The 20,436-nt window shown below is 36.1% G+C and carries 12 protein-coding genes and 5 pseudogenes; 9 read left to right on the forward strand and 8 right to left on the reverse strand.

What is annotated here, in order from left to right:
- Window positions 1-74: 74 nt before the first annotated feature.
- From BQ5321_RS00010 to BQ5321_RS00025, 4 genes and pseudogenes are all read left to right on the forward strand, one after another.
- Window positions 75-1,642 (forward strand): annotated as a pseudogene (locus tag BQ5321_RS00010) (IS3 family transposase).
- 902 nt (window positions 1,643-2,544) lie between these two features.
- Window positions 2,545-4,026 carry a spore germination protein gene (locus tag BQ5321_RS00015; protein WP_084786566.1) on the forward strand — a complete coding sequence of 494 codons (1,482 nt, stop codon included), beginning with the start codon at window positions 2,545-2,547 and terminating at the stop codon, window positions 4,024-4,026.
- An 8-nt stretch (window positions 4,027-4,034) separates the two neighbouring features.
- Window positions 4,035-5,129: a GerAB/ArcD/ProY family transporter gene (locus tag BQ5321_RS00020; protein ID WP_071392620.1), complete on the forward strand. Its 1,095-nt coding sequence runs from the start codon at window positions 4,035-4,037 to the stop codon at window positions 5,127-5,129.
- Window positions 5,130-5,133: 4 nt separating this feature from the next.
- Window positions 5,134-6,261 (forward strand): Ger(x)C family spore germination protein, encoded by a 1,128-nt coding sequence (locus tag BQ5321_RS00025; protein ID WP_071392621.1) that lies wholly within the window; start codon window positions 5,134-5,136, stop codon window positions 6,259-6,261.
- A gap of 259 nt (window positions 6,262-6,520) precedes the next feature.
- Here BQ5321_RS00025 and BQ5321_RS00030 read toward each other — a convergent pair whose 3' ends face one another.
- Both BQ5321_RS00030 and BQ5321_RS00035 read right to left on the reverse strand, forming a co-directional pair.
- A complete protein-coding gene (locus tag BQ5321_RS00030) occupies window positions 6,521-7,309 on the reverse strand; it encodes a transposase (protein WP_234978337.1) in 789 nt (262 codons plus the stop codon).
- Entirely contained in the window at window positions 7,299-8,855 is a 1,557-nt protein-coding gene (locus BQ5321_RS00035; protein WP_071392622.1) for a YifB family Mg chelatase-like AAA ATPase, read from the reverse strand. The genes BQ5321_RS00030 and BQ5321_RS00035 overlap by 11 nt, the downstream gene beginning before the upstream one ends.
- Window positions 8,856-9,379: 524 nt before the next feature.
- On the opposite strand from BQ5321_RS00035, the gene BQ5321_RS00040 reads away from it, so the two are divergent.
- From BQ5321_RS00040 to BQ5321_RS24990, 3 genes and pseudogenes are all read left to right on the forward strand, one after another.
- On the forward strand, window positions 9,380-12,145 hold the full coding sequence (locus tag BQ5321_RS00040; protein WP_071392623.1) for an S-layer homology domain-containing protein: 2,766 nt from the start codon (window positions 9,380-9,382) through the stop codon (window positions 12,143-12,145).
- Window positions 12,146-12,875: 730 nt separating this feature from the next.
- Window positions 12,876-13,070: pseudogene (locus BQ5321_RS24985) on the forward strand (HAMP domain-containing protein); the annotation flags it as partial.
- Between the two features lie 90 nt (window positions 13,071-13,160).
- Window positions 13,161-13,595: pseudogene (locus BQ5321_RS24990) on the forward strand (methyl-accepting chemotaxis protein); the annotation flags it as partial.
- Window positions 13,596-13,790: 195 nt separating this feature from the next.
- Here the strand turns inward: BQ5321_RS24990 and BQ5321_RS00050 are convergent.
- The 5 genes and pseudogenes from BQ5321_RS00050 to BQ5321_RS00065 form a co-directional block, all read right to left on the reverse strand.
- Window positions 13,791-14,135: a hypothetical protein gene (locus tag BQ5321_RS00050; protein ID WP_071392625.1), complete on the reverse strand. Its 345-nt coding sequence runs from the start codon at window positions 14,133-14,135 to the stop codon at window positions 13,791-13,793.
- An 88-nt stretch (window positions 14,136-14,223) separates the two neighbouring features.
- Window positions 14,224-14,964: an EAL domain-containing protein gene (locus BQ5321_RS00055; protein WP_071392626.1), complete on the reverse strand. Its 741-nt coding sequence runs from the start codon at window positions 14,962-14,964 to the stop codon at window positions 14,224-14,226.
- A 248-nt stretch (window positions 14,965-15,212) separates the two neighbouring features.
- The gene (locus BQ5321_RS24995; protein WP_390622116.1) at window positions 15,213-16,160 is read right to left on the reverse strand and encodes a methyl-accepting chemotaxis protein; all 948 of its coding nucleotides are present in this window, start codon (window positions 16,158-16,160) and stop codon (window positions 15,213-15,215) included.
- Window positions 16,155-17,189 (reverse strand): annotated as a pseudogene (locus BQ5321_RS25000) (HAMP domain-containing protein); the annotation flags it as partial. The gene BQ5321_RS24995 and the pseudogene BQ5321_RS25000, both read right to left, overlap by 6 nt.
- A 22-nt stretch (window positions 17,190-17,211) precedes the next feature.
- Window positions 17,212-17,409, reverse strand: a complete 198-nt coding sequence (locus tag BQ5321_RS00065) for an aspartyl-phosphate phosphatase Spo0E family protein (protein WP_071392628.1) — start codon at window positions 17,407-17,409, stop codon at window positions 17,212-17,214.
- 842 nt (window positions 17,410-18,251) lie between these two features.
- Between BQ5321_RS00065 and catA the strand changes: the two are divergent.
- Window positions 18,252-18,927, forward strand: a pseudogene (gene catA, locus BQ5321_RS00070) (type A chloramphenicol O-acetyltransferase).
- A 402-nt stretch (window positions 18,928-19,329) separates the two neighbouring features.
- Window positions 19,330-20,064 carry a MerR family transcriptional regulator gene (locus tag BQ5321_RS00075; RefSeq protein WP_071392630.1) on the forward strand — a complete coding sequence of 245 codons (735 nt, stop codon included), beginning with the start codon at window positions 19,330-19,332 and terminating at the stop codon, window positions 20,062-20,064.
- Between the two features lie 249 nt (window positions 20,065-20,313).
- Here BQ5321_RS00075 and BQ5321_RS25150 read toward each other — a convergent pair whose 3' ends face one another.
- On the reverse strand, window positions 20,314-20,424 hold the full coding sequence (locus BQ5321_RS25150; protein WP_452082098.1) for a DUF7713 domain-containing protein: 111 nt from the start codon (window positions 20,422-20,424) through the stop codon (window positions 20,314-20,316).
- Window positions 20,425-20,436: the final 12 nt, after the last annotated feature.

Genomic DNA, 20,436 nt, shown 5'->3' on the forward strand with positions numbered 1-20,436 from the left:
CCCTCTCTGTTAGGATAGATGTCGTACGATACTTTAGTGTTATAGTTAAGTAAATAACACGGAGGTTGATCGATATGACTGAAAAAAATGGAGCACGATATACGCAAGAACAAAAAGAGGCTATTATCAAACGAATGATGCCGCCAAATAATGAATCTGTACCGGTAATCTCGAAAGAATTGGGTATTTCAGATGTGACGTTGTACAAATGGCGTAGGGCAGCGCGCGCAGATGGTATGGCCACTCCCGGTAATGGAAAAACAAGTGATAAATGGAGCAGCCAAGATAAGTTTTTAATCGTGATGGAGACGTTCGCGATGAATGAAACGGAGCTTGCCGAGTATTGTCGTAAAAAAGGTTTGTATCGTGAACAAATTGAAGCATGGAAAACGGTATGCCTTCAAGCAAATGGTCAGGCCTTCGACCAAAGTAAACAGCTAAATGGAGCTCTGAAGGAAGAACAGAAGCGTGCTAAGGAATTAGAAAAAGAGCTTCAAAAGAAAGAAAAGGCACTCGCAGAAGCTGCGGCTTTATTACTTTTGCGAAAAAAGGCCCAAGCGATTTGGGGGGACAACGAGGAAGAATGATTAGCCCGTCAAATCGCGCATTAGCAGTTGAACTCATCCAAGAAGCTAATCAAAATGGTGCGCGATTAGCGAAGGCTTGTGAGGAACTTCATATTAGTGTTCGAACATATGAGCGCTGGGTGGAAGATGGAAACGTGAAAGTCGATCAGCGTCCATTTGCGAAAAGACCCATACCGAAAAATAAGTTGTCTGAAGAAGAAAAAGAAGAAATTCTGACAGTGATTAAGCAGAAAGAATACGTCGATTTACCGCCGACACAGATTGTACCAAAGCTGGCAGACAAAGGAACTTACATTGCTTCAGAATCAACTTTTTATCGAGTATTACGTGAAGAAAAAATGCAACATCATCGCGGTCGTAGTCAAAAACCTGGTAAAAGAGTCCCTGAGAGTCATCTGGCAACAGCACCAAATCAAGTGTGGACATGGGATATTACGTGGCTTGGCGGACCGGTGAGAGGTTTATATTATCGACTCTATTTAATTATCGATTTATTTAGTAGAAAGGCAGTTGGCTGGGAAGTTTGGGAAACAGAAGAATCAAAGCACGCTGAAATGCTTGTGAAAAAAGCAGTAATCAATGAAAAAATACAAGGGGCACCACTTGTGCTGCATTCAGATAACGGTAGCCCGATGAAAGCTGAAACATTCTTAAGTTTACTAGAGAAATTAGGTATTCAAAGCTCCTTTTCAAGACCGCGTGTGAGTAATGATAATCCTTACTCAGAGGCAATGTTTCGGACACTCAAATATCGACCGGATTATCCACATAAAGGTTTTGCATCACTAGAAGAAGCAAGAAAGTGGGCACAGCAATTTGTCTATTGGTACAACGAAATTCACCTGCATAGTGGGCTAAATTTTGTGACGCCTGTGCAGTGTCATACCGGAGAACACTTAGCTATATTGGAAAAGCGAAAAAAGGTATACGAAGTCGCAAAGGATAAGCATCCAGAACGTTGGGCAAGAGGCACAAGAAATTGGGCACCAAATGAGAAAGTAGCACTAAATCCAATGCGAGATGAGGGACAGGGTAAAGTATTAAGAAAACCATAGGATCCATATTTCCTGGTGATTTGAATTGAAAGCAAGCTTTTACTTTCGATTCAAATCACCAGGGCACCAAGCGCAGCGCGGTAGCCTTGACTAAGCTAGGGCATTGGGAAAATTCTATTAGAATACTAAAGTAGCTAAATGCGACAACTATATTGACAAACACCGTTATCAGAAAACCTTTTGTCCTAATCCAATCATCTCATGCTTCGCTTTATGTACGTATATTTCGCTTTTTTGTGAAATGAGGGTAAAAAGCGATTGTACCTTGATTTATTTTGAGTTTGTTGTGATTGGTGAAGTGTTGGAGAGGCTGAGAAGAGGGGAAGTACTTTCGCGGAGGAATTTGGCAGATCGAAGTGATCTTACGGAGGTAGCGATTGGAATCTTGATCGGGGTTTTGCGACAACGGAATGTCCCCGTGTCCCTCCGCTTAAATAGAACCACTTTCTCGGAGGAAATGAAACTTATCACGCAAGTAGAGCCATTCAAACGGTAGGGACCATTAAACAACAACAGTTGGAGGATAATTGCCTCTACACTGTTGGTGTTTTCGGGGATTATCAAAACTTAATAATGAAAGTTTAACTCGATATATTCCTTATACTTATTAAAGACGGGATAATCGTGGAAGCTTTAATCGGGGAATTTCGGGGCGTCACAGTGACCATCCCTTTACCAATCCTGAATAGAAATTGCTGGGATAATATTTTTCTATAAAATTTAGACATAGATTTCTTTATATATGAACTTACTTGTCTATGGAACGCGATAACCGTCCCGGCGTTTCACCGGCGTTTCACTTTATAAGTAATCTCGAACCGTCCCGGCGTTTCACATCCATATTCTGTATAAACTAATTTTTTTAACAGATACTATAAAAAACGTTGAAGGAAATGTTAAGAATGACAGAGCGTCATAATAATGAGAGCTTGCCAGGTTATGAAAAAATTAAATCGATTCTTAATGAATCACCCGACTTGAATTGTCGAAAGATTGAAGCTGGACAAGTGGGGATTCATATTATTTTCATGAAGAATTTAATTAAGCCAGAGATTCTAAATGAATATGTCATTAAATACATTGAACAACTTTCTGTAGAATACTTACATTACACCTATTTAATGAAAAACATACCTATAGAAGAAATAAAGGTAAATATAGAGGAACAAGAAGTTATCTCTTCCCTATTAAATGGATTTGCTTATATTTATTTCTTAGAAGAGAAAAAGGGATTCATGGTGAACTGCGCAAATCCCATTGAACGCTCCATCGAGAAAGCAGAAACAGAATCGTTAGTATATGGACCTAAAATTTCGTTTACTGAATCATTAACTTCTAACGTTAAGTTAATCAGACAAAATCTAAATGATTATAATTTGTGCACGGATGAAATAAAGATTGGGGAACGCGTTCAAAAGCAAATAAGAATTGTATATATAAAAGATATTGCGAACGATGACACTCTACAGACACTTAAGGACAGGATTAAACAATTAAGTACGGATAATATAATTGACAGTTCCGTTTTGGCTCAATGCCTAGAAGATAATCATTACTCTTTATTTCCACAATTTATATTAACAGAGCTGCCCGATCGATTCATCTACTCGATTTTAAACGGGCGAATTGGTGTTTTTATAGATGGTAGCCCAGTAGGGATTATAGGTCCTGCTAATTTTTTCTCATTTTTCGAATCAACAGAAGATATCTATTTGAGATGGTCTTTAAGTACATTTATTCGTTTTATCCGATTATTTGCTATGGTAGGTTCTCTTTTTGTAACAGCCATTTATGTGGCTGCCATGACTTATCATTTTGAACTCATACCATCTAAATTGTTAATTATCATTGGACAATCACGTTCACAAGTTCCTTTTCCGCCCTTATTAGAAGCACTCTTACTAGAATTGTTAATTGAGTTACTTAGAGAAGCTGGTGCCCGCCTTCCTTCAAAAGTAGGACAAACAATGGGAATTGTAGGAGGTATTGTCATTGGCCAAGCAACGGTTGAGGCAGGGTTAACTAGCAATATTTTAATTATCATTGTTGCATTTAGTGCATTAGGGGCATTTTCGGCTCCTATTTATGAAATGGGCACTGCAGTCAGAATTGCTAGATTTCCAATCATTATTTTAGCAGGTGTTTGGGGGTTAAATGGAATCATTTTCGGTATATGTATTCTAATGGTTCACTTGTTAAAATTAACTTCTTTAAATAAACCTTATCTTGCACCTCTATATCCGCTAAGAATGAAAGATTTGCAATATTTTTTAATACGTCTCCCCCACCATTTTTATATGAGGCGGCCGTTAGTTAATCGACCAAAAGACTCCATTCGCCTAAAGGAGCGATTAAGAAATATAACAGATTTAGATGAATTTTGAGGTGCAAAATGAAATCAAATATACGTTTTGTTAACGCCTTTATGGCGTTTTATATCATACACACTTCGCAAATTGGAATGGGAATTCTTGGAATTCCAAGAATTATGTATCTAGAATCAAAAAAAGATGCTTGGATATCCATTTTACTATCTGGTTTATTCGTTAGCTTGATTACATGGTTAATGATTTCTATCCTAAAAAAAAATGAGGGTGATACTCTTTTTGAAATTCATGAACATATATTCGGACGCTTGATTGGTAGTATTTTCAACTTCCTTATTGTCATTTACTATATTGCCGTAAATTATTCGATCACCATTAGTTATGTCGAGTTGTCACTAACATGGGGATATGAAGGTGTCTATGAATGGGTCGGGGTATTGGCTTTATTAATGATAACCATTTATGCTGTATCCGGCGGATTTAGAGTAGTGACCGGTGTTTGTTTCTTATCCTTTTTATTGACTATATGGCTGCTATTTGTTGTGTACCAGCCACTTCAAACCATAAACCTAACTAGGATTTTACCTATTATGACGACAACTCCTTCAGAAATTATGAAAGGAGTTTTCAAGAGCAGTTATACAATGTTAGGTTTCGAAACGTTGCTTTTTATTTTTCCATTTATAAAGGAGAAAAATAAACTTCAGCTGTTTAGTCAAATAGCTGTCTGGTTTACGACCATTCTTGTTTTAATAACAACTGTTGTTTCTATTTTATTTTTTAGCGCGAAAGAATTAGAGAAGAATGTATGGCCTGTTGTCAGCATGATTAGCACAGTCCATTTTCCATTTATTGAGCGCTTTGAATTTGTTGCGGTTCCATTTTGGAATTTAGTTATTTTTCCAAACCTATGTATCACTCTATATATTTCTTCCAAGGGTATTAAACAGATTTTTTATATAAAACAGAAATATGGAATATGGCTCATCTCCATTATCCTTTTTATCTGCAGTTTTTTAATTACTAAAAGAGTAGATAATAATTATTTTTTTGATCAAATTTACAAAATAGGATTTTTCCTGTGGTTTATCTATCCGATTTTCTTGTATGGAATAACCATTATAAAATCAAAAATCAATACTCGTTCCAGACGGAGTTGAAAGAATGAAAAAAATTGTTATTCTGCTGTGTTCTCTTCTTTGTACTGCATGTATGGCCCCTGAAAAAAAAATAGAAATGCAAGGGATTTCAACGATTATTGGTTTTGACTTGCTTGATGACAATACATACAAAGGCACTATCAGTTTGTTACAATTTGACCGAAAAGAAGAAAAGACGAGTGTAACCCTTTCTGCTGACGGAACGACTAGTAAACAAATCAGACAAAAACTAGAGGAACAGACAAGCCATGACATTACGTCTGGTCAATTAAGGACCATACTGTTTAATAAAAATATGGCAGAAACAGGAATTTCTTCTTTTCTGGATACAATGCAACGAGATAGTAGTATCGGTTCTTTAATTTTTTTGGCCATTACTGATAATGCTGAGGAGACGATTAACAATACAAACTATGAAGAATATCCCGAAATGGGATCCTATATTTATCAACTATTGGATAAACACGAAAAGAAAGAAATGTTAGTCAACTCCAACTTACATGATTTTATAACCACACAATATGAAATTGGTATCGATCCTACCCTACCCATTATAAAAAATGCAAATGGGGTAGCACCTTCTATAGATAGTGTTGCATTATTCAAAGAAGATAAAATTGTTGGGTCTATTTCGTTGATAAACACCCTTTACATAAAATTATTCACAAATAATAAGGCATTTTTAGGTGATATAACTGTAGAGATTGCTGCTGAAGAACTAGAGAAAAGGGGGATGGCCGAACTCAACCTTCCTAAAAGTGATATTTATAAGATTACACTTCATCCAATAAAGTATAAAGGAAACATTGAAATAAAGAACGAAGAATTGGTTCATTTAAATGCAACGATTTCCGTTTCAACATTAGAATTTCAACCATCTATTTCTGTGAAAAATAAAGATTCACTAAACAAAATGGAGCAACTAATTGGTGAAGCCCTAAACAAAGAATTTGGATATATACTTGAGGAATTAAAAAATTTAAATACTGACCCCATTGGCATCGGAAGAAAAATAAGAAGCGTTAGAAAATATTCCCATTTAACTGAGGGAGATTTAAGAGAAAAATATTCAGCACTAAAGATAAAACCAAATATAAAGGTGGAAATTAAGCGAACTGGATCAGTTGATTAACATGTTTTTAGGAACAAAACCGCTAACTCGACTTAACCACGACCCAAGTGTTGATTATTCACTGGGTCTTTTTCTCATTTTGGCGTGACTCCAGCGGGAATGAAACAAGGTGACGGTTCTCGCGTTTCAAAAACTACCATTATCCCTAAAAAAACTAAAATCAGCCCATCCGTTTCTAGGATTCTCAGGAAACACAGGGGCAACTCCACGGTTCAATATAGAATTTCAAAGCAAATACCCTACACTATTTCCCCATCCCCTAAGCCCTAAAAACCAAGCTCAAGGAAACCCCAAAAATCCTTGCAATCTGTCTTAATGACAGACCATCAATCTCTTTGACTTTCCTTAACACTTCATTTCTTTCCAATTTAGGCAAGCTCTTCACCTGCGCAATTTCAACCGTACCAAGCCGCTTCTTGATTTCTAATCTTGCTTGTTCATCAGATAATCTTTTTCCATTCATTGGCTCATCTAAACACTTATCATTATTTTTCCTTTCATTAAATTCCTTAAATCTTACTCTAGCTTTAAATAAATTGCTGGAAAACTTCATTAAAATCAACTGATAGTCCAACATATTACTCGGATAAATAGACTTCCCGTAGTATCCTCTACAACTGCTCCATTTCCATTCCTCCGCGCAATTGACGATTCCTGCATTGACCGGATTCTGATGAATATATCTGACTACCTTTAATAAATAGCTTATTGTTTCAACATTTTCACTTTTGAACCGATCCTGAAAAAGATGACCCGTTGTGATATACCTCCAGTTGTAATACTTGGCATAACTTATTCCGATACGTTTCATTGTATTGGAAATATCCTCACTTCCCTCTTTTATAAGGAGATGAGCATGATTACCCATCAAGCACCAGGAATAAATCACCAGATGACATCTTATTTTATACTTTTTGAGGATATCAAGAAATTGGATCCAATCCATATTATCATGAAAGATTTCTTGTCTATTCGCACCTCTCCAAATAATGTGGTAAATTCCTGTTTTACTTTTTGTTCTTGCTTCACGCGGCATCTTAATCACCATCTTTCAGGCATCCAGCTACGGTTTCTGCTACGACCTTCTCTTTAAGGTGCTCTTCCCGTCGCAAATGGATTGCTTGCCAAATCGATTCATCTGTAATGTCACAACTTCCCTCTAGATCAGATATGGTTCTTGCCAGACGAATAATTTTAATTTGAACACGATTGCTCCATTGTCGTTTGGTTGAAACTTGTCTAATCATGTTCAATTGATGTTCCTTCAATGGACTTGTTGCGGTTAATTTTTCAAAAGGAACCTGTGCATTGCATACTTGCCCTTGATATCGTTCATATTGCCTTTCCCGAGCCTGTTCCACCCTCTTTCTAAATCTCGCGGAACTTGGACAGTTTTTCGACGGTTGATCTAGATTCACTGATTGCAAAAATAGCAAAATATCTATCCGATCATAAATGGGACCGGAGATTCTATTTTTATAGGACTGGACTTGTTTGGGGGTACAGGTACAATAGCGGGAATTTGATCCAAGAAATCCGCAGGGACAGGGATTCATGGCTGCGATGAGAATAAAGGAAGATGGGTAGGTGACTGTTGACTGTGCCCTGCTAATCGTGACTTTCCCTGATTCCAAAGGCTGCCTTAACATGTCTAATGTTTTCTTCGGGAACTCTGCCATCTCATCGAGGAACAAAGTACCTTGATGGGCAAGTGAAATTTCTCCGGGTTTTGGACTAGTTCCGCCGCCTATAATGGAAATGGCCGAGGCAGAATGATGGGGATTTCGAAAAGGAGCTATTTGCGGGATGACGAGTCTCTCCTTCGATAATTGGTACAGACTCATGACTTCTAGCTGTTCCTCTGATGTTAAAGGAGGTAAAATCGATGGAAAGGTTTCAGCAAGAAGACTTTTGCCACAGCCTGGCGGACCACTCATTAAGACATTATGTTTGCCGGCAGCTGCAATTTCCAATGCTTGCTTTGCCTGTTCATGACCGATGATATCGCAAAAATCTCTTGGATATTCAAATGTGCAGGGAGAGGCTACCGTTGAATGCAGGATGGGCACAAGTGGAAGAGACCCTTGTCCCGAAAGATGCTGCAATACGTCATTGATATGTTGAATGACGATACATTCCAGACCTTCGAACATGTCAAACGGGATCAAAGGGTCATAAGGTATATAAACCTTCTTAAAGCCTATGGATTTGGCTGCCATGAGCGCTGGCAGCATCCCTTCCACCTTTTCTACCGTTCCGTCTAGACTAAGAGCGCCAAGAAATACAGAATCTTGCGGGATCGGTTCCTTAAACTCACCTCTCTCCTTCAAAATTCCAATGGCTATGGCCAGGTCGAAAAAAGGACTGTTTTTCTTTTGTTCTGATGGCGATAAATTCACAACCACTTTCTGCTCTGTCATAACACAATCTAATGAATGCAAGGCTGAAAGGACTCTTTCTTTCGATTCCTTTACTGAAGTATCCGGCAAACCAACGATAACCATGGATTCCTTTCCTTCAACAACTTGGACCTGAACCTGAACATGGTAGCCTTCAAGTCCCTTTAAACCAATGCTTGGTATTTTGGCCGTCATGAAAAATTACCTCCTATGTATCTTTTGTGTGCAATTTAATCTTAATGAAAGTGGGATAATGGATGCTTTAAGATGGAAAAACGTGCTTTAGTTTATTTAGTGGAGAAATGGGAGATACGGGTGTTTATGTGGGGCCGTAAATATTTACAAATCTATATATTCAACATTTAGTTCTATATACCTGCAAAGTTTTATTCATTTTTTGTAGATTGTTTGAACTTTTGAAACTCGAAACGCGGGAAAACGCGGAGGCGGTTTTGATATTTCATAGAAATCATACATCAGTTCCTCTTCATAGAGCCTTTCCTCTCAATGAAACGCGAGAACCGCCCCCATGTTGCCTTCTTTTTCTCTCATTCTACCAATCCTGAATAGAAATTGCTGGGATGGTATTTTTCTATAAAAATTCTGCATAGATTTCTTTGTATATGACCTTACTTTTCTATGAAACGTGAGAACCGTCCCCGCGTTTCAATAGTAAGTACATTAAAGATTATTTGAATAATGCGGAGTTCGTCGATTCGATGGATGATTATTTTATCCTCATTGATCTTGATCGAGATGAAATACCTGAATTGATTGGCGGTCACTCCTATAGAATGGATGCTCCAGTGTATTTTGCCATTACGATAAAAAATGGAAAAATAAAGAATTTGGCTCATAAAGGGGATGGCATTCAAGATACGAATTATTCAAAATTAAAAATAGGGACATCGGCTTTTAATGCTAAGTTATATAAAAATAAACAAACGGGTCAGTATATTTACATAGGTAATGATGGTTGGAGTACAGTTGCAGATGTAGGTTCAATAGATTATGAAATAAGTTTAGACAAAGACGGTACGATTTTTTCAAAAGAAATTAGTTATTACTCAGGGCAAAACTCAAATACCGCTAGTGATGATCCAACTGGTGATGTGCCAGATTTCTTTACCTTTAACGGAAAGGAAGTATCAAAGGAAGAATACGAACAACAAAGAAAAGCCTATTTTTCACAATTAGAAGAAGTCAACAGTAAAGTCATTAGTGAAGAAATGGGCCATATGTATGACATGGAGAACGAAAAGGCCATTGAATCAGGGATAAATCAATTTATTAATCGCTATGGAAGTAATTTAGGTGAAGATTTGTATGCTTCGATGGAAACAAAAGAAAAAAAGAAATTAATTGCCTTTATGGAGCAGTTCATTTATAGTGACCCTTTTGATATTACAGATTACGATGATGCGGATTTATTAGATTGGGTGAATGAGAATCATTTTCTTAATATAACGCCTTTTACACTAGATTATACTTCTGCTCCTAATGATGTTCGACAAGTGGAATCAGATAATGGGGAAAAAATAGAATGGTATTATATGGGTTTCCCGAAAAAAGAAGTAGATCAGTATCTATTTGACCTATTTGGAGTGGCTTTAACGAAGCAAAAAGAATACAAAAACGGGCATTCTACCTTTCCATACTTTTATGAAGATCCTTATTACTACTTTTATTCATTAGAAAAAGGAGGGCCTCCTTTCAATTATTCACCACAACCCGATAAAATGTACTCTATTGGCAACGATTTATATTATGTTGAATTCTCTAAATGGGTTACTGAAAATATTGAATGGGAAGAAAACATGAAAGAATACTGGCTGGATCCGAAAGAAAATTGGACAGAGGAGCAAAAATATCGTACCAGTATAGAAGATAATGGGTATGCTATTCTCAAAAAAGTCAATACGGATGGGAAGCAAACTTGGAATCTCGTGAAATATGAAGGAAATGGAGCTCAATTACTCCATGAAGAACTCGCCTTATATCAAAAGCAGCATATAGAAGACCCTAATGTGGTTTTTGATTATAAGAAAATAAAAAGCTATAAAAAAACGAATGAATTTGTTAAACACCTAGATGATACGCTAACTGCTATGGATGGAGCCAAACCAAATGAGGGTGGGAATGCGGCCATTCGAGAATTTATTGAATACGCTTTACAGCAGGAATCTATGAAGACGGTCACTGGAGATGATAACAAGATTGTCATTACAGGTGAACATGTGGAGCCAGTGTGGAATAAAGTAAAAACAGCTCAAAGCGAATATCAAAATGTATTGCAAAAACATGATATTACCCTTCAAAAAGAAGTAGATAAAGTTCTTCGCCTCAATGGAGCAGAGCTACATTTGGATGAACCCGTTTTAATAGAATTTGATAAAAGCGCATTATCCAGTATGGGAGAAGCGAATAAAATTACGTTTTCATTAGATGGTAAACAATATGCCATCCACATCACACAAACAGATTTGGAACAGGCCATTGCTGCAAATAAAGTGACTAAAGTACAATTTGAAAAGGGAAAAAAACAAGGGCACTACATCATAACCTTCTTAGATGAATCGAATAAATCAATTGAACAAATGACTAACCCACTTACGTTCAGCCTTCCTGCTGAGGATGAATACTCCACCGTTTTCGCAAATTATCAGGGAGAACGAGATAATTGGGGGGCTCAATATAGTTCTATCAATAATACATTGGAATTTGCAACGAAATTCTCAGGTGAATATGAAGTACAACAAAACGAAGTGAAGATTATTGATATTAATGATATGGATGAAAAAACGAAAAAAGCTATCCAATTTATGGTATCTAAAGGCTTCTTCACTTTAGATAATGAGAAATTTAACCCTGATGGCTTGATTGATCGAAATAACTTTACGATGGCGCTTGTAAAAATGTTTTTTGCCTTAGATCCAAATTTAAAGACAACTTTTACAGATGTTAAAGCCGATGATGCGTTTTATTCTTATATTGCTTCTTCTCAAACCAATAATATTGTGGAAGGATTTGAAGATAACACGTTCCGAGGAAACAATAATATCCCATTAGAGCAAGTACTTGCCTTAGCCAGCCGGACTTTAGTCGAGAAAAAAGGATATATGTATCCAGAAGATGTAGAGGCATATTTACAATTTGTAGACCGGACAAACATCTCAGATTGGGCAATAGAATCCACTGCTTTAGCAGTAAGTTCTGGATTAATAGACGGTGGTGGGATGCTGATGCCTCATAAAGAAATAACACGTAGTCAGGCAGCAGAAGTTTTATATAATCTATTTATGCTGTTGTATGATGTACCAGATGCATCCATCGTGTCAGAGGACATACAAACGAAAGTTGCCGATGATGCCAAGCCGATGAGTACAACTAATATTTTTCTTGGAATTGGAGTTCTAATAGCTATTGTGGTTGCAGCAATTATGTTAAACATGAAAAAGAAAAAAGAAAAAAATAATAGTATTTAGTGTGGTCACCACTCGAAACACAGAGATGATCTGATCTAAAAAAATTGATACTTATACTATGCAATTAGTTGAGTAGTAAGCACCCTGTATTATACCGGAAGCTTACTACTCAATTTTTGTTTACACATCCGGACGATTCGAGACCAGCGAAAAAGGAAACAAAGTCTAGTTAAATGAGCTGTTTTTTCAAAAAGTTGAGTACCCTACAGTTCACCAAACATGAACCCCCCTAAATGGGATATTGGATGTTGACTACACACCAAACCATAGGGGGTATTTCAAATCGTGAAACAATGCGTAGATAAAGGACTGATTAAAGGGAATAGTGTTGGTATTGACGCAACACACATTGAAGCCAATAATATATGATATCATCATCCCTTAGATATTTTAATATAAAATAAAAAATGGAAGAAACTCTAATTTCTGGTAGTTCAAGAAAAAAAACGAAAATGGCTTTGCTTATTTTTACATGGTAGACGGAATGCCAATCAGTGATGAAGGTGCCTCACAAATTGGTGATCCTGAGGACATATCTCAATACCCTAAGATTGAAAAAACATTTGAAACAGGTAAGTTGCAAATTGAAATGTCAAACACCGAAGACTACGGGGGACTCCTTACCACCTATTTACCTATTAAGTCTGCTTCCCGGGAAGTCATTGGTATAGTGGGAGCAGATATAGATGCTACAAAAGTATATGAATTAATGAATTCATATAAAAAGAAAATGATTAGCTTAACAGTGATTATTTTATTATTAAGTGCAGTTATTATTTATATTGCCACCTACTTTTTAGTTAAGCCTTTAAAAAAATTGACAGCCCAAGTAGCAATAGTGGGAACTGGCGATTTATCTACCCAACTTGAAACAAACAGAAGCGATGAAATTGGCATTTTGACAAGAGCATTTCAACAGATGATGAATGATTTAAAGCAGGTCATACATGGTATTAATGTGAATTCTGTTCAGTTAGTACATGCATCGAACCAGCTATTAGAAAGTACAACCGAAATGAAAGAAGGTAATCAACAGATTGCCTATACCATGCAAGAAATCGCAACAGGTTCCGATGATCAAGCTACCTCCGCTAATCAAGTTTCCCAAACAATGAACCATTTCAGCAATCAAATTCAAGACGCAACTGAAAAAGGGATTGATATGAGCCGATCCTCACATGGAGTGATTGAATTAACAAACAATGGTTACCAGCTCATGATTGAATCAAAGGAACAAATGGATACGATTCATAAGGGTGTATTAGAATCAATTGAAAAAGTAAAGGAACTGGACGCACAATCAATGGAAATCTCGAAGCTGGTACAAGTTATTCATGACATTGAGGAACAAACCAATTTACTGGCACTTAATGCTGCCATAGAAGCTGCACGTGCCGGAGACAATGGAAAAGGCTTTGCTGTTGTTGCAGAAGAAGTTCGCAAGCTAGCTGAGCAAGTAACTTCCTGATTTTATAGAAATAAAAGAATCCATTTTGAAAAAATTGTAAAAATGGATTCTTCATAAAATGTTCAGAATTTTAATTAAAAGGTTTGTTCAATATTTGTGGGTCTTGCTCAATGTGTTAATCTTTATTGATGACAATTGAAAAAGGGATCCTACTAATTAAGGATTCCTTTTTGGAACTTACAATCTCATCCATAATGAAAAGTTTTTTACCGATAAATCTATTTCAGGCTTATATTCTTTCAATTCCTTATTCGCTTCTATGAAAAGAAGATAATTCTTCACATCACTGATGGCTGTTACGAAATTAATTTCTCTAAAGTTATTCAAACGATGAGTTTTTATATAGTTATACAGGACCTTATCATCGATAAATTCAATATAATTAATATTTGTATAAGAATAGACATAGAAAAGTATACGCTCTAGGGAATTATCTATATCCTTATATGCTAAAGGACTTTTGCAATATTGAAATTGCTTCTTTAGCCATTTATAACGTTTGCATCTTTTTAAAGCTTCCACAACATACTCCTATCGGTTTTCGGATAAATAAACTAATTTGAGTACCGAATGATTCGTTTAATCATTTTGAAAATTCCTTAGTTCCAACTCAATTTTTCTCTATATTTGGTAGATAATATTCAAATGGGTTGGGTTTTCCTAAATAATAACCTTGACCAAATCGTACTCCTAATTCTATTGCTGAATCTAAGTCTTCCTTAGATTCAAATCCTTCCAAAACCATCTTTATGTCATTCCCAAAAAATTGTAAAAAGCACTGAATCGCTTTTTGCTTTCTCGATGATTGAGCTATGTCTTTTGCAAAATAACGGTCAACCTTTCCAATATTGGGTTCTATCTCTAATACAGCTTTAATGGTCGATTCACCTTTACCAATATCATCAAGGGCAATTAAAAAACCTTGTTTTTTCAATATGGCAGTAGTCTTTTTCAGCATTGATAAAGAGATTCCATCATGAATCTCACTAATTTCTAATACAACAGAACTAGGTTTAATGTGAGTCACTGATATAAACTTATGTAAGTTATGATGGAATGCTGGATCTAACAAGGTTGATGGACAAATATTAATAAAAAGAAGAAAACCTTGTAGATTATCAGATTCATGTTTCGCAGTTTCTAGGATTTTAAAAATCGATTTGATGTCTAAATCCACATGTCGATCGTGCTTTTTTGCATATTTAAATAATAATTCTGGATTCTGGCAATGACGAGTGCGAAGTAAAAATTCAAACCCAAATACTTGTTTGCTCATTAAGTTGGTAATTGGTTGAACTTCATGATGAAAATCTATTTGGTTAATAATCATATTTAAATTAAATATGTCCATTTTCGACCTCTCTTATTGAATGGCTGTGTTACAGTACAATGTTGAATTTCCAACAGGTTGATTGTAGTAGATGGCACGCAGACTCCTCTATACACGTAGTGCACGGGTCGGCTCGGCTCGGCGGTCGCCTTAAGGTGCGCGAAGTGTCTGGAACGAAAATCTACACTCATGTCTAACAGAGCCTATTGAATAAATGAAGAGATAGGTTGATGTAGTAACCCATCTCTCAAATATTGTGTTTTTAACGTCTACAACTTAAATTGTTTTACTAATCCATTTAATTCTTCAGATAATTGGGTGAGTTCATTTGAGCTTCTAGCCACCTCTTCCATTGAACTGGAAGTTTGTTGAATAGATGCCGAAGTTTGTTCAATTCCAGCTGCGGATTCCTCTGCAGCAGCCGCAATTTCCTGAATTGAGCTGTTCACCTGTTCAGTATTTGAAGCTATATCGGATAAGTTTGCGGATATGGCTTTAATACTGTAGACCATTTCTGTTACAGATTGGCTAATCATTGTAAAGGTTTCACCTGTCGTTTCAACCTGGGCAGTACCTCGTTCCACTTCTTTATATCCATCTTGTAATGATTCGGTTACGATATGAAATCCACTATGAATATTTTGCACGATAGCCGTAATATCCGTTACGGAAGACGCTGTTTGTTCCGCAAGTTTTCTCACTTCCTCTGCAACAACCGAAAAGCCCTTCCCGTGTTCACCTGCTCTTGCCGCTTCGATAGCTGCATTTAATGCTAATAGGTTGGTTTGGTCGGCTACTTCCTTTATGACAACTACCAATTTAGATATTTGTTGTGATTGAGTATCCAGCTCTTTAACTTTTTGAACAGAATCTCTAACGATTTGGTCAATTACTGTCATTTGCTTTGTGGAGGCATCCATTAACAGGCTACCTTCATTTGTCATCGCAAGGACATGATTAGATGATTCTTGAATCTGCTCTCCCTGCACATTAGCTTCTTGTACCTTTGTGGCAAAGGTAGCTACCGTCGATGATATCTCACTGGAAGTATTGGCTTGTACTTCTGAACCTGCTGCAATTTCTTGCATAATCACAGCAACTTGTTCAGACCCCGCTTTCACTTCATTTGCTGATTGGGTTAATTCTTCGCTTTGATATGATAATATTCCAGAGGCATTTGCAATATTTCCCATAAGCTCTTTTAGTTTAGTTTGCATTTCATTAAATGCCTGCCCAAGTTGTCCAATCTCATCATTGGTACGTACATTAATTCTCTCCGTTAAATCTCCATTACTGATTGTTATGGCTTTTTCTTTTAATTCGTTAAGTGGTTTAATGATTGATTTTGTGATAAAGAAAACGGCTATGGCGCCAATAATGATGGCGAGACCAATAATTAACAAGGTCACTTTAAGAATTTTTGATGCTTCTTTGGTAACCTCAGATGATTCTATTGAAACGGCTATCTTCCACCCTGTTAATGCATTAGTCGCAAATGTCATGACAGATTCCTTGTTTTTATCAATATAATCAAATTGTCCTTTTTCTTGTTTAAATAGAGTTTCTATAAAACTACTATTTCCTTCACTTCCACCTTTTAAGGTAGGATGAGAAATATATTTCTTAGTACCATCTAAGAGAGATGCATATCCTGTTTCACCAATATTGACCTGATTCATCAAGTCTTGCAACTGATTCAGATTGATATCAACAGCTACGACCCCAGAACTGTCTTGTGTGATTCGAGAAATGGTAACAACCATTTCACCTGTTGTGGCAGATATATAGGGTTCAGAAATCACCACTTCCCCTTTTTGTTCCATCGCTTTTTTATACCAATCTCGTTCTCGCGGGTCATAATCAGGATCCATGGCCGCGTCTGGTTCTTGAATAAAAAATCCAGCTGATGTTCCAACGTATATTAACTCCGCTTCCGGATGCAATTCAATATACCTACTAAATTCTTCTCGCAAGTGTGGAGTATATGCTTCTTCATAAAATTGTGATGCTACAATTCCAGAAAAGGTCTCAACATCATGCAGCTTTGGTTGAATCGTGTTGTCAATGGAGGTATTAATTAACTCCATATTTTCTGTAATACCAGCAGAAACTTCTTTCACAACAGCATTTTCTGCCGTCATATACGATAATAAACCTATAGTAACTGTGGGAACTAATAGTAAAACGGAAAAAGATACAATTAATTTTGTACGAATATGTAAAAATAGTCTTAAAAATTTTTTCATAAATTACTACTCCCCATCATTTTCAATTATATTCTCTTGGATAAAGCATCGAACCATTCCTTTTCCTATATTTTTGATAGAGTGTGATGTAATGGTCTAGCTTTTGGCTACAGCGTAGTGTTTCATGACTGTTTAAACCCGTTTCTTTCACAATTTGGGTTAATTTCACTTTTAATTTACTAATCTTCTTCTCTAGCTGTACAATATCAACAATCATCATTCAAGCCCCCCAGCTAACTTAATGAATGCACTATAAATTTTTACAACAAATATTTATTATAGTTTATTAGACCTATTAAAAATGCGATATATATCACAAAAAACTATTTTTAATTCGGTAACTAGTGTCTAAAATGTGAAAGTTTATTTACTTATGAATAGTATCTATTATTATTTTTTCCATCCGGCTCCATTATAAAAAGAGGGACTCCTCATTTTAGTAAGACTTTCCCTTTTGAATCACAAAATACAAAAATATATAGTAATTTACATAAGAAAAAGCATGACATTCAACTATTGAATAATACATGCTTTTTCTAATAAGACAAGTTTAATTTTTCATATAAATAATATACTTCATATCAAAGACTTTATCAGTTATACCAATTCGTTATGCTGGAGTATCTTTTTTATCCTCCTTGCCTAACGGAAGAAAGAAATTGTAATACATTCTTAGAATAGTTAAAGCGTACTGTGCATACTTTGAAGGGACATAGGTGGAAACATTGGGACGGTTCTACACCAGTGAAAAAGTCTGTTTCTAGAAAAATGAGACTTCGTTACCTACAATTTGTAGAATAAATGCTTCTTACATTTGCTATATCTAGTGAAAAAACGGACTATTTGTTTTTGCATATATTGAATTAGGTTTGCAATTTCTATTGAAAAAGTTTATTATCGAAAACTCCAATTCTGTTATGAGATAAAATTTAATGAATCATAGAAATCCCCAAATTTGATACAATGATATTGACTCCAATAAAAAGGAATGAATGTAATGAAGAAAGCTGACAAGCCATCCTCCTAAATTTGCTTTAGATAATAATTTAGGAGGCCTATGTAATGAACTTTAATAAAATTGATTTAGACAATTGGAAGAGAAAAGAGATATTTAATCATTATTTGAACCAACAAACAACTTTTAGCATATCCACAGAAATTGATATTAGTGGCTTATACCGAAACATGAAACAAAAAGGATATAAATTTTATCCAACCTTTATTTATTTAGTGACAAGCGTCGTAAACTCAAATACCGCTTTTAGAACTGGTTACAATCGTGAGGGAGATTTAGGATATTGGGATAAGCTAGATCCACTGTATACGATTTTTGATAGTGAATCTGAAACATTCTCTGGTATTTGGACTACAATAAAGAATGACTTCAAAGCGTTTTATGATTTATACCTATCTGATGTAGAGAAATATAGTGGTTCAGGAAAATTGTTTCCCAAAACACCTATCCCTGAAAATACTGTTTCTATTTCTATTATTCCGTGGACTTCTTTTACTGGTTTTAACTTAAATATCAATAATAACAGTAACTACCTTCTGCCAATTATTACTGCAGGAAAATTCATTAACAAAGGTGATTCAATTTATTTACCGCTATCTTTACAAGTCCATCATTCTGTTTGTGACGGTTATCATGCAGGAATATTTATGAATTCAATTCAGGAGTTAGCAGATAGTCCTGATACTTGGCTTTTATAACTCTAGAAAAGACCGACTGTACTAAAAAGTGTCCTTTACAAAGGGTACACTTTACGATGGCAGTCGGTTTTTTAATGTCAATAACCTATACCTCTACTTAAAGAATAAAGTACTCCTTTTGTTCCAATAATGCCTCCTATGTTTTAAAAACTGGTATTGTTATCATTAATCAAAAAATACACTTTGATATTCAACAATCCTGCAGAATACTCCAAAGCATTTTCACTTAGTTCGATTACTATAATAGCCTATCCTTTAGGGATTATGTTGTCACTTATGATTTGTGCCAAAATACCCTCAGAGCCTAATGGCACAATTACTGAAACAATCTGGACCTTCCACTCACTGCCTCGTTTTATAAAAACTTTATTATTCATATTGACTCTCACGTTACGGGATACTTTATAGTAACTAGTGAAGGGAGCAGATTAAGATGAAAGTGAAGGAAGTTGCTGATTTAGTGGGAATTAGTGTGCGCACACTCCACCATTATGATGAAATTGGATTATTAATCCCAGAGGAAATCACTGAAGCCGGTTATCGTGTATATTCCGACGAGAATCTCGAAACCCTACAGCAAATCTTATTTTTTAAAGAGCTCGGCTTCCCTTTAAAGAAGATCAAAGAGATCATTGATAGTCCATCATTTGACCGGCAGGAAGCGCTGATCATGCAGCATAATATGCTTCTAGAAAAAAAGAAACGGCTCGAAAAAATGATCGGGACTATTGAAAAGACCATTCAACATTCGAAAGGAGAAATACAAATGTCAAATCAAGAAAAATTCGAAGGCTTTGACTTTAGCCATAACCCATATGAACAAGAAGCAAGAGAAATGTGGGGCGACAAAGCCGTTGATGAAGCAAATGAAAAGGCGAAAAACATGACTGCCTTCGATCAAGAGAGATTCAACGAAATTTATCATAACCTCGCCGCCATTCGCCATCTATCACCTGATTCCAAAGAGGCTCAGGAAGGAATTAATGAGTGGTATCAGTTCTTAAACAAAATGGGGAACTACTCTCTTGAGGCGTTCAAAGGATTAGGTCAAATGTACGTAGACGATGAGCGCTTCACCAAGAACATTGACCAATTTGGTGAAGGCTTAGCCAAATTCATGCGTGATGCTATGGCAGTATATGCAGACAAGAATAAAAAATAATGTTTATTCATTAGAGGTTATGGCTTTTGGCCATAACCTTTTAAACTTACCTTTTAAACTTACCTTTTCAGCAATCTCGGACTGTTCTACCGTTTTACAGAAGTCAAGCATAGAATCATCTCAATAGCGTTCTTTCTTTCACTGAAACACCAGAAACCCTCCCCATGTATATTCCATACGATATGGCTTCCTTCCCATTCTCTTAAACTACTTACCTTTCGGGACAACGGACCTGTCCACTTGTCCCGCTCAATCATCCGTCACATCATCCATCTGTATCTTTATCTGAAATCCTTCGTACGACATCACCATTTCTCCAACTTCCTCCCAGGTAAATGGTCTTCCATCAATAATAATCAATGGATCTCGGTT

This window comes from Bacillus tuaregi (genome assembly GCF_900104575.1).
Classification (GTDB): Bacteria; Bacillota; Bacilli; order Bacillales; family Cytobacillaceae; genus Bacillus_BD; species Bacillus_BD tuaregi.